Here is a 13,775-nt window from a genome sequence, read left to right on the forward strand (position 1 = left end):
TTTTCCCAAAGGGAACTGCCGTGTTAAACCGTTATCCTTTGTGGAAGTACATCATGCTGGTCGTCGTGATTCTCGTCGGCCTGCTGTACGCGCTTCCCAACCTGTATGGTGAGGATCCGGCTGTTCAAATCACTGGCGCGCGCGGTGTCGCCGCCAGTGAGCAAACGCTGATCCAGGTCCAGAAAACGTTACAAGAAGAAAAAATTACCGCTAAGTCTGTGGCTCTGGAAGAGGGTGCTATTCTTGCTCGCTTCGACACCACCGACACGCAGCTCCGCGCTCGCGAAGCGCTGATGGGCGTGCTGGGTGACAAATACGTCGTGGCGCTTAACCTTGCCCCTGCAACCCCGCGTTGGCTGGCTGCGATGAACGCAGAGCCAATGAAACTCGGTCTTGACCTTCGTGGCGGCGTTCACTTCCTGATGGAAGTGGATATGGATACCGCGCTCGGCAAGCTGCAGGAACAGAATATCGACAGCCTGCGCAGCGATCTGCGTGATAAAGGCATCGCTTATACCACCGTGCGTAAAGAAGATAACTACGGCATGAGCATCACGTTCCGCGACAGTGCGGCGCGCGATCAGGCTGTAGATTACCTGACCCAACGTCACCGTGACCTGGTGATCACCTCTCAGGGCAGCAACCAGCTGCGCGCGGTGATGACCGATGCGCGTCTGAAAGAAGCGCGTGAATATGCCGTTCAGCAGAACATCAACATTCTGCGTAACCGTGTAAACCAACTGGGCGTGGCTGAGCCGCTGGTACAGCGTCAGGGTGCTGACCGTATCGTGGTTGAACTGCCGGGTATCCAGGATACCGCGCGTGCGAAAGAGATTCTGGGTGCGACCGCAACGCTGGAATTCCGTCTGGTGAACTCCAACGTCGATCAGTCCGCTGCTGCCGCAGGGCGTATTCCGGGTGACTCCGAAGTGAAACAGACCCGCGAAGGTCAGCCAGTTGTGCTGTACAAACGCGTGATTCTGACCGGTGACCACATCACCGACTCCACGTCGAGCCAGGACGAATACAACCAGCCGCAGGTTAACATCTCGCTGGATAGCGCGGGTGGTAACATCATGTCTAACTTCACCAAGGACAACATCGGTAAACCGATGGCGACCCTTTTCGTGGAGTACAAAGACAGCGGTAAGAAAGATGCAAACGGTCGTGCGGTGCTGGTGAAAGAGGAAGAGGTGATTAACATCGCCAATATCCAGTCTCGTCTGGGTAACAGCTTCCGTATCACCGGTATCAACAACCCGAACGAAGCGCGTCAGCTCTCCCTGCTGCTGCGTGCCGGTGCGCTGATTGCGCCAATTCAGATTGTTGAAGAACGTACCATTGGTCCAACTCTGGGTATGCAAAACATTCAGCAGGGTCTGGAAGCGTGTCTGGCCGGTCTGGTGGTCTCTATCCTCTTCATGATCTTCTTCTATAAGAAGTTTGGTCTGATTGCGACCTCCGCGCTGATCGCCAACCTGGTGCTGATCATCGGCATTATGTCCCTGCTGCCGGGGGCGACGCTGACTATGCCGGGCATTGCAGGTATCGTTCTTACCCTTGCGGTGGCGGTCGACGCCAACGTACTGATTAACGAACGTATCAAAGAAGAGTTGAGCAACGGTCGTTCTGTTCAGCAGGCGATTGACGAAGGCTATAAAGGCGCGTTCAGCTCCATCTTCGATGCGAACGTAACAACACTGATTAAGGTTCTTATCCTGTATGCAGTGGGTACTGGCGCGATCAAAGGCTTTGCGATTACAACCGGTATCGGTGTCGCAACGTCAATGTTTACCGCTATTGTCGGCACCCGTGCCATCGTGAACCTGCTGTACGGCGGCAAGCGCGTCAAAAAGCTGTCTATCTGAGGAGTGCGTTGTGGCACAGGAATATACTGTTGAACAATTGAACCACGGCCGTAAAGTCTGGGACTTTATGCGCTGGGACTACTGGGCCTTCGGCATTTCAGGTTTCCTGCTGATTCTGTCCATCGTCATTATGGGCGTGAAAGGCTTTAACTGGGGGCTGGATTTCACCGGCGGTACGGTCATCGAGATCTCCCTGGAAAAACCGGTCGATATGGACCAGATGCGTTTGTCTCTGCAGAAAGCGGGCTTTGAAGAGCCGCTGCTGCAGAACTTCGGCAGCAGCCGCGACATCATGGTGCGTATGCCGCCGGTGCACGATGCCAACGGCAGCCAGGAGCTGGGCAGTAAGGTTGTTAGCGTGATTAACGAAACAACCAGCCAGAACGCGGCGGTTAAGCGTATTGAGTTCGTCGGCCCAAGCGTGGGTGCTGATCTGGCGCAGACCGGTGCGATGGCGCTGCTGGTGGCGCTGATCTCCATTCTGGTATACGTCGGTTTCCGCTTTGAGTGGCGACTGGCAGCCGGTGTGGTTATCGCCCTGGCGCACGACGTGGTGATCACCATGGGCATACTGTCGCTCTTCCACATTGAGATTGACCTGACGATTGTGGCATCCCTGATGTCCGTTATCGGTTACTCACTGAACGACAGTATCGTGGTATCTGACCGTATCCGTGAAAACTTCCGTAAGATCCGTCGCGGTACGCCGTACGAAATCTTTAACGTGTCGTTGACCCAGACGCTGCACCGTACCTTGATCACATCCGGTACCACCCTGATGGTGATCCTGATGCTGTTCCTCTTCGGTGGTCCGGTACTGGAAGGCTTCTCGCTGACCATGCTGATCGGTGTCACCATCGGTACGGCGTCGTCTATCTACGTCGCGTCCGCTCTGGCACTGAAACTTGGCATGAAGCGCGAGCACCTGCTCCAGCAGAAGGTCGAGAAAGAAGGGGCGGATCAGCCGTCCATTCTGCCGTAAGGCGACGTGTAGCGCGTTATCGAAATCCCGGTCTGTTGATCGGGATTTTTTTTATCTGCTCCTGACAAACACTCCTGACACTATGCTGTCAGGAGCCCTGTCGTAGACTCCTTCTGAACCCAAACAACAGGCAGGAGGATGTATGAAAAGCGTCATTAATTGGTTTGAAATTCCGGTCGCGGATATGGATCGCGCGATTAATTTTTATGAGCCAGTGATGCAGGTTTCGTTAAAACGCGAGAAAATGGACTGTGCCGAGCTGGCCGTTTTCCCGCATGAGGATCCGGGTACCGGCGGGGCGCTGGCAAAATTTGAGGGCATTGTACCGTCTCACGAAGGCGCTATTATTTACCTGCATACTGACAATCTGGCGGCCACGCTCGATCGCATCGCCTCTGCGGGCGGCGAGTGCGTGTTTGGCCCGCTGGAACTGCCGCATGGCATTGGCACTATCGCATTGTTTACCGACAGCGAGGGTAACCGCGTCGGCCTCCATCAACCTGCCTGAGAGCGGACTAAGATATGACCCGACGCGCTGACCGTTTGTTTCAGATTGTGCAGATCCTGCGGGGCAGGCGTCTGACAACGGCAGCGCATCTGGCGGACCGGCTTGGCGTATCCGAGCGCACGGTCTACCGCGATATCCGCGACCTGTCGCTTTCCGGCGTGCCGGTGGAAGGTGAGGCGGGGAGCGGATATCGGCTGATGTCGGGTTTTGACCTGCCGCCGCTGATGCTGACAAACAGGGAGTCCGAGGCGCTGATCGTCGCGATTCGCCTGCTCAAAACCTGGGGAGGGGAATCGCTGTCGCGCGAGCTGGAGTCGGCTCAGGAGAAGGTGCTGGCTATCCTGCCCGAGGAGAGTCGTCGAAAGGCGGAGCAGACGCGGATCTACGCCCCGGATTTTTGCATGCAAAGCCACTCCCGCAGCGATTTTGACAGGATCCATCAGGCGATTTCCGCCCAGCGCGTGCTGGCGCTGCATTACCGTGATGAAGCCGGACAGCTCTCGAAGCGCGAGGTGCAGCCACTGGGCTTGTTCTTCTGGGGGGAGCGTTGGCTGCTGGCGGCGTGGTGCGAACGGCGCGATGACTATCGCTGTTTCCGGCTCGACCGATGCCTCAATATTTTGCAGACGGAGAGGCGGTTTAGCGAGAGTGCGGACAGGTCTCTGGCAGATTTTTTGCGCAAGGTTAAGCAGTAAAAAGCCGGGCGGCGAGGTAAAAGCAAAACGGCAACGTGTGTTGCCGTTTTTAGTGTTTGTACCCTCTCCCATGGGAGAGGGAAGGAGGGAGGGCATCAGCCCGCACAATCCCGCACTGATTAGAAGTTGTAACCTACAACCAGGTAACCACCCCAACCGGTTGAACGGACGTTTTCTTTCATCCAGTTCAGATCGGCATCGTCGTTCCACTGTCCACCGTTGTGCCAGTAACGCGCCACAACAGAATAGTGCCAGTGATCGTAGTTCAGCGCCAGGATGTGGCTGGAGGCGATTGAGTCGTTGGTACGCTGCTTAATACCGTTCTCTGCGTAACCGCTCTTATCGCCCAGCTCTGAACCCCAGTCGAAGTTGGTGAAGCCGATGTAGCTCAGGTTACCGCCCCACAGCTGGGTGATTGGCACAAAGTATTTCACTTTGAAACGATAGCCATCCCATTCGTTCTGGTTTTCAGCACCGTAGTTCTGCCACTGGTATTTCGCGTACACGTTCAGGGACAGGCTCATTGGCAGTCCGGTATCAACGTCGGTACCCAGACCCATGTACCAGGTGCTCTGACGACCGGACGCGTTGCGGCCCATGTCGTAGATATAGTTGTTCGCGAAGTACCACTCTTTGAACGGACCGAAGCTCAGGTCGGTGCCGGTCAGCTTGTCGATGGAGAAGCGCGGTTCGATCTCCATGAACAGCGGAGAACCGTGGTTCCAGATACCCTTTGCCTGCGTGTTACCGCCGAAGAAGACCGGAGCATCCATATAGCCGTAGAAATCAAACCAGTCTTTCTTGGCGAATGCTTCGTATTCCAGGTAGGTATCGTTGCGGATCTGTGGTCCGAAACGGGTGTGGTAGCTGCCGACAACGTTAACGCTCTGGTGCCACCAGTCGGAGAGGTATTGTGGTTTGTCGTTTTCCGCTGCGTTAACAGTGAAAGAGGAGGACAGTGCCAGCACGGCGCCAGCTGCGAGTAATGTTTTTTTCATAATCATGCCACTGATTGAAATTCCCTTCCGGGAGTGAAAAATGCGCGAATTGCGTTTCTAAATATTTCGTGTTTCTGCGGTGCCTATTATAGGAATCCCTGCTCACAAAAATATGTGTTGTTTCACATATCTCTCACACGCGTAATCGATTGCGTTCACGTTTGCGTACTTTAAACGGGCGGGATTGTAGCGGCAATCATTTATGTTGCCAATCCATACGAAATGTAAATGTTAGCGGAGTGACATTTCACTCCGCTAAAAGGGGGGTTACTGCGCGGCGGGCTGGATATCGTGAATGCGGATGAAACCTAACTGTTCCGGAGTCAGTCCGTTAAGCTGCAGCGGAATATCGACATCGCTCGGAGCCAGCACGCTGGCTGGTGCGGTGAATAGCTGACTGTTAACATTCACCTCCTGGTAATTCTCCGTGGTGCCCTGGATCTGACCCCACTCGACGGTGCCGCTGAAGGCCGGAAGCGGATCGTTGGACTCGCCCTGAATGCGTAATGTTGCGCGAGTACCATTTGCATTCGCCGCCACATTCACCAGAGACATTTTCAGCGTGCCAATCTGGCTATTGAGACGGGCAGGCGTATTCGCACCCGGCAGGAGATAAACCCCGCTGCTGGATTTGGCGTTCAGCGCGTTTTGCTGGGTGATTTTCACCGTCTCTTTGTTTAGCTTGTCCATCGCCGTATTGAGCGTATTCACGCTCTGTTTCATCTGACGGACTTCGGTTTGCTGTGCACAGGCGCTAAGGGTGAAGAGGCTCCCCACCAGCAAAATTTTAAGGTAACGTCTTGTCATTGCGTTTATTTCCTTGAAATAACGGATCGCCTTAATGGTAGCCAGCATCATCGTGTCAGACATAGATCCTTTGTCTCAAAAAGCTCTTCCTTTGTTGTCAGGCCAGATCAGGGTAAAATGAAAATTAGTTAACCACATAACAGGGATACCGTATGCATTGCCCATTCTGCTCCGCTGTGGATACCAAAGTCATCGACTCTCGTCTTGTGGGCGAAGGGTCATCCGTACGCCGTCGTCGGCAGTGTCTGGTGTGCAACGAGCGTTTCACGACCTTTGAGGTTGCAGAGCTGGTAATGCCGCGCGTGGTGAAAAGCAACGACGTGCGCGAGCCGTTTAACGAAGAGAAACTGCGCAGCGGGATGCTGAAAGCCCTGGAAAAACGTCCCGTAAGCGCGGATGACGTTGAGATGGCGTTAAACCACATAAAATCTTATCTTCGTGGTTTGGGTGAGCGTGAAGTGCCGAGCAAAATGATCGGCAACCTGGTGATGGAGCAGCTGAAAAAGCTCGATAAGGTCGCCTATATCCGCTTCGCCTCGGTCTACCGCAGCTTCGAAGACATCAAAGAGTTTGGCGAAGAGATCGCCCGCTTACAGGATTAAGCTCATGCAGGATGAGATTTACATGGCGAGAGCCATGAAGCTGGCGCAGCGCGGTCGTTTTACCACCCATCCCAACCCGAACGTCGGGTGCGTTATCGTTAAAGATGGCGAGATCGTGGGCGAAGGTTTCCATTACCGCGCGGGCGAGCCCCATGCTGAGGTTCATGCCCTGCGCATGGCGGGAGAAAAGGCTCGCGGGGCTACGGCCTACGTCACGCTTGAGCCGTGCAGCCATCACGGCCGTACGCCGCCGTGCTGCGAAGCGCTGATCGCGGCGGGCGTGTCGCGCGTGGTCGCCTCGATGCAGGACCCAAATCCGCAGGTGGCCGGACGCGGTCTGTACCGCCTGCAGCAGGAAGGCATTGACGTCAGCCATGGGCTGATGATGCAGGACGCGGAAGCGATCAACAAAGGCTTTCTGAAGCGCATGCGCACGGGGTTCCCGTATATTCAGCTCAAGCTGGGCGCCTCGCTGGACGGTCGTACGGCGATGGCAAACGGCGAAAGCCAGTGGGTAACCTCGCCACAGGCAAGGCGCGATGTGCAACGTCTGCGCGCGCAAAGCCATGCTATCCTCACCAGCAGTGAAACCGTTCTGGCTGACGATCCGGCCATGACCGTGCGCTGGGACGAACTGAATGCCGATACCCAGGCGCTGTACCCGCAGGAGAACCTGCGCCAGCCGCTGCGTATTATCATTGATAGCCAGAACCGCGTGACGCCGGAGCACCGCATCGTCCAGCAGCCGGGTGAAACCTGGATTGCCCGCACTAACGAAGATACGCGCGAATGGCCGGAAGGCGTGCGCAGCATTATGGTGCCGGAGCATAACGGTCATCTGGATCTGGTGGTGCTGATGATGCTGCTCGGCAAGCAGCAGGTGAACAGCATCTGGGTTGAAGCGGGGCCAACGCTCGCCGGTGCGCTCTTGCAGGCCGGGCTGGTGGATGAACTGCTTGTTTACGTTGCGCCTAAACTCTTAGGTCACGACGCGCGCGGCCTGTTTGTGCTGCCCGGCCTTGAAAAACTGGCCGACGCACCGCAACTCAAATTTAGCGAGATTCGTCCGGTAGGTCCGGATGTCTGCCTCCACTTAACGACAGCGTAATTGCTCCTTAAATAGGGAAGCAGTGCGCAAAGTATTATGATAAAATCCGCCCCCCTGCGGGGCCAAATGAACCCGTAAAGGAAGAGTATGAACATTATTGAAGCTGCTGTAGCTACCCCGGACGCTCGCGTCGCCATCACCATTGCGCGTTTCAACAACTTCATCAACGACAGCCTGCTGGAAGGTGCGATTGACGCCCTGAAACGTATCGGCCAGGTTAAAGATGACAACATTACCGTTGTTTGGGTTCCAGGCGCTTACGAACTGCCACTGGCGGCGGGCGCGCTGGCGAAAACCGGTAAATACGACGCGGTGATTGCGCTGGGTACCGTTATTCGTGGCGGCACTGCGCACTTCGAATACGTTGCGGGCGGTGCAAGCAACGGTCTGGCACACGTTGCACAGGATGCTGAAATTCCTGTCGCGTTCGGCGTGCTGACCACTGAAAGTATTGAACAAGCCATCGAACGTGCTGGCACCAAAGCCGGTAACAAAGGTGCAGAAGCTGCACTGACCGCGCTTGAAATGATCAATGTATTGAAAGCCATCAAGGCCTGATTTTTTTGTAAGGGGAATTCCGTGAAACCTGCTGCTCGTCGCCGCGCCCGTGAATGTGCCGTCCAGGCACTTTACTCCTGGCAGTTGTCCCAGAACGACATCGCTGATGTCGAATACCAGTTCCTGTCAGAACAGGACGTAAAAGACGTTGACGTTCTGTACTTCCGCGAACTGCTGTCGGGAGTGGCGACTAATAGCGCGTATCTCGATGGCCTGATGAAGCCATACCTGTCCCGTCTGCTCGAAGAGCTGGGCCAGGTGGAAAAAGCAGTGTTGCGTATCGCGCTGTTTGAGCTGTCTAAACGTGATGATGTGCCGTATAAAGTGGCCATCAACGAAGCGATCGAGCTGGCGAAAACCTTCGGCGCTGAAGACAGCCACAAGTTTGTAAACGGCGTACTTGATAAAGCAGCACCTGCGATCCGTCCCCACAAAAAGTGATCCGCAAACCGGAGTCCTGCATTGCCTGACGGGCAGTGCGGCTCCGGTTTTTTCTTTTATTTGCTGAGGCATAACGTATGGCATGCGGCGAATTCTCCCTGATTGCCCGTTATTTCGACCGTGTCAGAACCTCTCGTCTTGATGTTGAAACCGGCATTGGCGATGACTGTGCACTTCTCAATATTCCCGAAAAACAGACGCTGGCAATCAGCACCGACACTCTGGTGTGCGGCCGTCATTTCTTACCGGATATCGATCCTGCCGATCTGGCGTATAAAGCGCTGGCGGTTAACGTCAGCGATCTGGCGGCGATGGGGGCCGATCCCGCGTGGCTGACGCTGGCTCTGACGCTGCCTGAGGTAGATGAGGCCTGGCTGGAAGCCTTTAGCGATGCGCTGTTTGAGCAGCTTAGCTATTACGATATGCAGCTGATTGGCGGCGACACGACTGCCGGTCCGCTGTCGATGACGCTGGCGATCCACGGCTACGTGCCGCTCGGCCGCGCGCTGAAGCGCTCAGGCGCAAAACCGGGCGACTGGATCTACGTGACCGGTACGCCGGGCGACAGCGCGGCAGGGCTGGCGATCCTTCAGAACCGTTTAACGGTTGAAGATGCTGACGATGTGGCGTATCTGGTGAAACGCCATCTGCGGCCAACGCCGCGTATTCTGCACGGCCAGGCGCTGCGCGAACGGGCAAGCTCGGCTATCGATCTCTCTGACGGGCTGATCTCAGACCTCGGGCATATCCTGAAGGCCAGCGGCGTCGGCGCGCGCGTTGATCTGGATCTCTTCCCGCTGTCTGAGCAACTGCTTCGCCATGTGGAACCTGAGCAGGCGCTGCGCTGGGCGCTGTCCGGTGGTGAAGACTACGAGCTGTGCTTCACGGTGCCTGAGCTCAACCGCGGAACGCTGGACGTGGCGTTAGCGCATCTCGGCGCGAAGTTTACCTGCATCGGTCAGATCATGCCGGAGAGCGAAGGGCTGAAGTTTGTGAAAGACGGTTCGCCCGTTACGCTGGACTGGAAAGGGTACGATCACTTCGCGTGAGTGTGCGCTCTGTATTGCCGGGTGGCGGCTCCGCCTTACCCGGCCTACAAAAGATGGCCTACTTAAACCCTACCACCGGATGCTGCTGATACGGCGTCTCCAGCTCGGCAATCTGCTCCGGCGTCAGCGTGATATCCACCGCATTCAGCAGCTCATCCAGCTGTTCTTCCCGCGACGTTCCAATAATCGGTGCCGCGACCCCGCGCTTGCCCAGCAGCCACGCCAGCGCTACCTGTGCGCGGGTGGCACCGGTATCGTCGGCAATTCCGGCTAACCGTTCGGCAATCAGCGCATCGCTGGCTTCTGTACCGCCATAGAGATTCTTTCCCACTTCATCCGATACCAGGCGAGCCGTGGTTTCACCCCACGGACGGGTCAGGCGACCGCGCGCCAGCGGGCTCCACGGGATCACCGCCACGCCCTCCTGATGGCACAGCGGCAGCATCTCGCGTTCTTCTTCACGATAGATCAGATTGTAGTGATCCTGCATGGTGACAAAGCGCGCCCAGCCGTGCTGCGCCTGGAGATCCAGCGCCTGGGCAAACTGCGACGCGTGCATTGAAGACGCGCCGATGTAGCGTGCTTTACCGGCTCTGACCACGTCGTCCAGCGCTTCGAGCGTCTCCTCGACTGGCGTGTTGTAATCCCAGCGGTGAATTTGCAGCAGGTCGACGTAATCCATGTTCAGGCGTTTGAGGCTGTCATCAATGGAGCGCAGGATCTGCGCGCGAGAAAGGCCCTCAGCCAGGTCGCCCACCGGATAGTAGACCTTAGTGGCGACGACGATGTCATCACGACGGGCAAAGTCGCGCAGGGCGCGGCCGACAATCTCCTCGCTGCTGCCGTCGGAGTAGCTGTTGGCGGTGTCAAAGAAGTTAATGCCGCCCTCGATGGCGCGTTTGATAATCGGACGGCTGCTCTCTTCCGGCAGTGTCCACGCGTGGTTTCCCCGAGCGGGCTCGCCAAAGGTCATGCATCCCAGACAAAGTCGGGAAACCTTAAGGTCCGTTTTTCCTAATGTTGTGTATTGCACGGTTCCGCTCCTGCTGTTTAAACACCAGGTTTAAGCATAGCAGGAGCGGAAAAGGGGGGAGGGGTCAGTCCAGCCAGGTACGGATTTTGGCTTCGATACCGGCGGCGTCCAGGCCAATCGCCGCACGGGCTTCGTCCTGAGTACCTTGCGGAATGAAGTGATCCGGCAGGCCGAGGTTCAGCACCGGCACGGCTTTACGATTCGCCATCAGCACCTCATTCACGCCGCTGCCCGCGCCGCCCATGATGGCGTTTTCTTCCAGCGTGACCAGCACGTCGTGCGTCTCAGCCATACTCAGGATCAGAGAGTCGTCGAGCGGCTTCACAAAGCGCATGTCCACCAGAGTGGCATTCAGCGCTTCAGCCGCTTTAGCCGCCTCTGGCATCAGCGTGCCGAAGTTCAGGATCGCCACTTTCTCACCGCGACGCTTAACCACTCCTTTACCCAGAGGCAGTTTTTCCAGCGGCTGCAGCTCAACGCCTACCGCATTGCCGCGCGGGTAGCGAACGGCGCTTGGGCCATCCTGATAGTGATAGCCGGTAAACAGCATCTGACGACATTCGTTCTCGTCGCTTGGCGTCATGACAACCATATCCGGAATACAGCGCAGGAAGGAGAGATCAAACGCGCCCTGGTGCGTCTGGCCGTCGGCACCGACGATGCCCGCACGATCGATAGCAAACAGTACCGGCAGCTTCTGAATCGCCACGTCGTGGATGACCTGATCGTAGGCGCGCTGCAGGAAGGTGGAATAGATAGCGACAACCGGCTTGTAGCCACCAATGGCCAGGCCCGCTGCAAACGTCACCGCATGCTGCTCGGCAATGGCGACGTCGAAATACTGGTCAGGGTATTTTCTGGAGAACTCCACCATGCCAGAGCCTTCACGCATGGCCGGGGTGATCGCCATCAGCTTGTTATCTTTGGCTGCGGTTTCGCACAGCCAGTCGCCGAAGATTTTGGAATAGCTCGGCATACCGCCGCTGCTTTTTGGCAGACAGCCGCTGGACGGGTCAAATTTCGGTACCGCGTGGAAGGTGATCGGATCTTTTTCCGCCGGTTCGTAACCGCGCCCTTTTTTAGTCATGATATGCAGGAACTGCGGGCCTTTCAGGTCGCGCATGTTCTTGAGCGTGGTCACCAGGCCCAGCACGTCGTGACCGTCAACCGGGCCAATATAGTTAAAGCCCAGCTCTTCAAACAGAGTGCCCGGCACCACCATGCCTTTGATGTGTTCTTCGGTACGCTTGAGCAGCTCTTTAATCGGCGGAACGCCGGAGAAGACTTTCTTGCCGCCTTCGCGCAGCGAGGAGTAAAGCTTGCCGGAGAGCAGCTGGGCCAGATGGTTGTTCAGCGCGCCGACGTTCTCGGAGATCGACATTTCGTTATCGTTGAGGATAACCAGCATGTCCGGCTTGATGTCGCCCGCGTGGTTCATGGCTTCGAAGGCCATACCGGCGGTGATGGCGCCGTCGCCAATTACGCAGACGGTGCGGCGCTGCTTGTTCTCTTTCTCGGCGGCAACGGCAATCCCGATGCCCGCAGAAATGGAGGTTGAGGAGTGGCCGACGCTCAGCACGTCGTACTCGCTCTCACCGCGCCACGGGAACGGGTGCAGGCCGCCTTTCTGACGAATGGTACCAATTTTATCGCGACGTCCGGTCAGAATTTTGTGCGGATAAGCCTGGTGGCCCACGTCCCAGATGAGCTGATCGAACGGCGTGTTATAGACGTAGTGCAGCGCCACGGTCAGCTCTACCGTGCCAAGCCCGGAGGCGAAATGGCCGCTGGAGCGGCTTACGCTGTCGAGCAGGTAGCGACGCAGCTCGTCGCACAGCTTCGGCAGGCTCTCTTTCGGCAACAGACGTAACTCCTGGGTGGAGTCAACTAACGCCAGTGTCGGGTATTTGGCAATATCAAAACTCATCAAAGGCTCATCGAGATATATAGTTTATTTATCACGCTGGATTATATAGTCCGCTAGCGCTTCCAGTGCCGAGGTATCCAGCGATTGCGCGGCCAGTTCATTTAGCGACTGGCGGGCATCGTCAATCAGATCCCGGGCTTTACGTTGGGCTTGCTCAAGGCCCAGCAGGGCGGGGTAGGTACTTTTGCCAAGCTGCTGGTCCGCACCCTGACGTTTACCCAATGTTGCAGTATCGCCCACCACATCCAGAATGTCATCCTGAACCTGGAATGCCAGACCGATACTTTCTGCGTATCTGTCCAGAATCGGCAGGGCTTTGCGCCCTTGTTCACCCGCGCTCAGCGCGCCCAGGCGAACGGCTGAACGAATCAACGCCCCGGTTTTATGGCGGTGAATACGCTCCAGCTGTTCCAGATTAACCTGACGTCCTTCCGCTTCCAGATCCAGCGCCTGTCCCCCGCACATGCCGGCCACGCCGCTGGCCATTGCCAGTTCGGAGATCATCGCCAGGCGGTCGCGGTCAGCCACTTCCGCCATCGGCGCGTCGCTCAGAATCGAGAACGCCAGCGTTTGCAGGGCATCACCCGCCAGAATGGCATTCGCCTCGCCAAACTTGATATGGCAGGTGGGTTGACCCCGACGCAAATCGTCGTCGTCCATGGCCGGGAGATCGTCGTGGATCAGCGAGTAGGCGTGGATGCACTCCACGGCGGCTGCCGGGGCGTCCAGCGTGTTATCGCTGATGCCAAACATATTGCCTGTGGCGTACACCAGGAACGGGCGCAGGCGCTTTCCGCCCAAGAGTGCGCCATAGTGCATGGCTTCAACCAGAGGAGTGTTCTGAAAAGGCTGTGGCGCAATAAAACGGCGCAGGGCGTCGTTGGCGCGTACGACACGCGCCTGAAGCTCGTTGGCAAAATCCATTTACTCAGCGTCCGGTGTGAAAGGCGTGGTTTTCGCGTCTTCGCTGTCGGAAAGCAGGATCTGCACGCGCTGCTCGGCCTGCTGCAGTTTGACCTGCCCCTGGCGCGCCAGCTGCACGCCACGCTCGAATTCGTTGAGCGCCTCTTCCAGCGGGAGATCGCCGCTCTCAAGACGGGTAACGATTTGCTCCAGTTCACTCAGCGCAGTTTCGAAACTGGCCGGTGCGTCGTTCTTCTTCGGCATAGTGAATTGACTCTTATATTCTCAGCCCCGAC

General features: G+C 56.8%; 15 protein-coding genes. 9 read left to right on the forward strand and 6 right to left on the reverse strand.

The genetic code is table 11. The annotated features are described in order from the left end of the window. Window positions 1-20: 20 nt before the first annotated feature. The 4 genes from secD (at window position 21) to ACOTZB_RS05700 (ending at window position 4,053) form a co-directional block, all read left to right on the forward strand. On the forward strand, window positions 21-1,868 hold the full coding sequence (secD, locus tag ACOTZB_RS05685) for a protein translocase subunit SecD (protein WP_071787442.1): 1,848 nt from the start codon (window positions 21-23) through the stop codon (window positions 1,866-1,868). 10 nt (window positions 1,869-1,878) lie between these two features. Further along, window positions 1,879-2,850 (forward strand): protein translocase subunit SecF, encoded by a 972-nt coding sequence (gene secF / locus ACOTZB_RS05690; protein WP_024906803.1) that lies wholly within the window; start codon window positions 1,879-1,881, stop codon window positions 2,848-2,850. A gap of 142 nt (window positions 2,851-2,992) precedes the next feature. Next, a complete protein-coding gene (locus ACOTZB_RS05695; RefSeq protein WP_421626667.1) occupies window positions 2,993-3,358 on the forward strand; it encodes a VOC family protein in 366 nt (121 codons plus the stop codon). Window positions 3,359-3,372: 14 nt separating this feature from the next. Next, window positions 3,373-4,053, forward strand: a complete 681-nt coding sequence (locus ACOTZB_RS05700; RefSeq protein WP_421626668.1) for a helix-turn-helix transcriptional regulator — start codon at window positions 3,373-3,375, stop codon at window positions 4,051-4,053. Between the two features lie 119 nt (window positions 4,054-4,172). On the opposite strand, the gene ACOTZB_RS05705 is transcribed toward ACOTZB_RS05700, so the two are convergent. After that, a complete protein-coding gene (locus tag ACOTZB_RS05705) occupies window positions 4,173-5,051 on the reverse strand; it encodes a nucleoside-specific channel-forming protein Tsx (RefSeq protein ID WP_047650659.1) in 879 nt (292 codons plus the stop codon). A 267-nt stretch (window positions 5,052-5,318) separates the two neighbouring features. Next, window positions 5,319-5,858: a DUF3251 domain-containing protein gene (locus ACOTZB_RS05710; protein ID WP_047650660.1), complete on the reverse strand. Its 540-nt coding sequence runs from the start codon at window positions 5,856-5,858 to the stop codon at window positions 5,319-5,321. 152 nt (window positions 5,859-6,010) lie between these two features. On the opposite strand from ACOTZB_RS05710, the gene nrdR reads away from it, so the two are divergent. The 5 genes from nrdR (at window position 6,011) to thiL (ending at window position 9,616) form a co-directional block, all read left to right on the forward strand. Then, the gene (nrdR, locus tag ACOTZB_RS05715; RefSeq protein WP_008503337.1) at window positions 6,011-6,460 is read left to right on the forward strand and encodes a transcriptional regulator NrdR; all 450 of its coding nucleotides are present in this window, start codon (window positions 6,011-6,013) and stop codon (window positions 6,458-6,460) included. A 4-nt stretch (window positions 6,461-6,464) separates the two neighbouring features. Next, a complete protein-coding gene (gene ribD, locus ACOTZB_RS05720) occupies window positions 6,465-7,568 on the forward strand; it encodes a bifunctional diaminohydroxyphosphoribosylaminopyrimidine deaminase/5-amino-6-(5-phosphoribosylamino)uracil reductase RibD (protein ID WP_421626669.1) in 1,104 nt (367 codons plus the stop codon). An 87-nt stretch (window positions 7,569-7,655) separates the two neighbouring features. Next, the gene (gene ribE, locus ACOTZB_RS05725; protein ID WP_006176874.1) at window positions 7,656-8,126 is read left to right on the forward strand and encodes a 6,7-dimethyl-8-ribityllumazine synthase; all 471 of its coding nucleotides are present in this window, start codon (window positions 7,656-7,658) and stop codon (window positions 8,124-8,126) included. Between the two features lie 21 nt (window positions 8,127-8,147). Then, entirely contained in the window at window positions 8,148-8,567 is a 420-nt protein-coding gene (gene nusB, locus ACOTZB_RS05730; RefSeq protein ID WP_006809908.1) for a transcription antitermination factor NusB, read from the forward strand. Window positions 8,568-8,644: 77 nt separating this feature from the next. Beyond that, a complete protein-coding gene (gene thiL, locus ACOTZB_RS05735; protein WP_421626670.1) occupies window positions 8,645-9,616 on the forward strand; it encodes a thiamine-phosphate kinase in 972 nt (323 codons plus the stop codon). Window positions 9,617-9,674: 58 nt separating this feature from the next. Here the strand turns inward: thiL and ACOTZB_RS05740 are convergent, their stop codons facing one another. The 4 genes from ACOTZB_RS05740 to xseB all read right to left on the reverse strand — a co-directional run bounded on the left by ACOTZB_RS05740 (window position 9,675) and on the right by xseB (window position 13,743). Next, window positions 9,675-10,649, reverse strand: coding sequence for an aldo/keto reductase (locus tag ACOTZB_RS05740; protein WP_421626671.1), 975 nt, complete (start codon window positions 10,647-10,649; stop codon window positions 9,675-9,677). A gap of 64 nt (window positions 10,650-10,713) precedes the next feature. Then, entirely contained in the window at window positions 10,714-12,576 is a 1,863-nt protein-coding gene (gene dxs / locus ACOTZB_RS05745; protein WP_421626672.1) for a 1-deoxy-D-xylulose-5-phosphate synthase, read from the reverse strand. Window positions 12,577-12,600: 24 nt separating this feature from the next. Continuing rightward, on the reverse strand, window positions 12,601-13,500 hold the full coding sequence (gene ispA / locus ACOTZB_RS05750) for a (2E,6E)-farnesyl diphosphate synthase (protein WP_008503332.1): 900 nt from the start codon (window positions 13,498-13,500) through the stop codon (window positions 12,601-12,603). After that, on the reverse strand, window positions 13,501-13,743 hold the full coding sequence (xseB, locus tag ACOTZB_RS05755) for an exodeoxyribonuclease VII small subunit (protein ID WP_008503331.1): 243 nt from the start codon (window positions 13,741-13,743) through the stop codon (window positions 13,501-13,503). Between the last annotated feature and the right edge of the window lie 32 nt (window positions 13,744-13,775).

The sequence above is a fragment of the Enterobacter cloacae complex sp. SHL020 genome (assembly GCF_049236945.1).
In the GTDB taxonomy this organism is placed as follows: Bacteria; Pseudomonadota; Gammaproteobacteria; order Enterobacterales; family Enterobacteriaceae; genus Enterobacter; species Enterobacter dykesii.

What these genes read in the sequence shown, in the direction of transcription:
- ACOTZB_RS05705 (WP_047650659.1), bottom strand. Translation starts at nt 5,051, where the DNA reads ATGAAAAAAACATTACTCGCAGCTGGCGCCGTGCTGGCACTGTCCTCC.
- thiL (WP_421626670.1), top strand. Translation starts at nt 8,645, where the DNA reads ATGGCATGCGGCGAATTCTCCCTGATTGCCCGTTATTTCGACCGTGTC.
- nrdR (WP_008503337.1), top strand. Translation starts at nt 6,011, where the DNA reads ATGCATTGCCCATTCTGCTCCGCTGTGGATACCAAAGTCATCGACTCT.
- dxs (WP_421626672.1), bottom strand. Translation starts at nt 12,576, where the DNA reads ATGAGTTTTGATATTGCCAAATACCCGACACTGGCGTTAGTTGACTCC.
- ACOTZB_RS05695 (WP_421626667.1), top strand. Translation starts at nt 2,993, where the DNA reads ATGAAAAGCGTCATTAATTGGTTTGAAATTCCGGTCGCGGATATGGAT.
- ispA (WP_008503332.1), bottom strand. Translation starts at nt 13,500, where the DNA reads ATGGATTTTGCCAACGAGCTTCAGGCGCGTGTCGTACGCGCCAACGAC.
- ribE (WP_006176874.1), top strand. Translation starts at nt 7,656, where the DNA reads ATGAACATTATTGAAGCTGCTGTAGCTACCCCGGACGCTCGCGTCGCC.
- ribD (WP_421626669.1), top strand. Translation starts at nt 6,465, where the DNA reads ATGCAGGATGAGATTTACATGGCGAGAGCCATGAAGCTGGCGCAGCGC.
- xseB (WP_008503331.1), bottom strand. Translation starts at nt 13,743, where the DNA reads ATGCCGAAGAAGAACGACGCACCGGCCAGTTTCGAAACTGCGCTGAGT.
- ACOTZB_RS05710 (WP_047650660.1), bottom strand. Translation starts at nt 5,858, where the DNA reads ATGACAAGACGTTACCTTAAAATTTTGCTGGTGGGGAGCCTCTTCACC.
- ACOTZB_RS05700 (WP_421626668.1), top strand. Translation starts at nt 3,373, where the DNA reads ATGACCCGACGCGCTGACCGTTTGTTTCAGATTGTGCAGATCCTGCGG.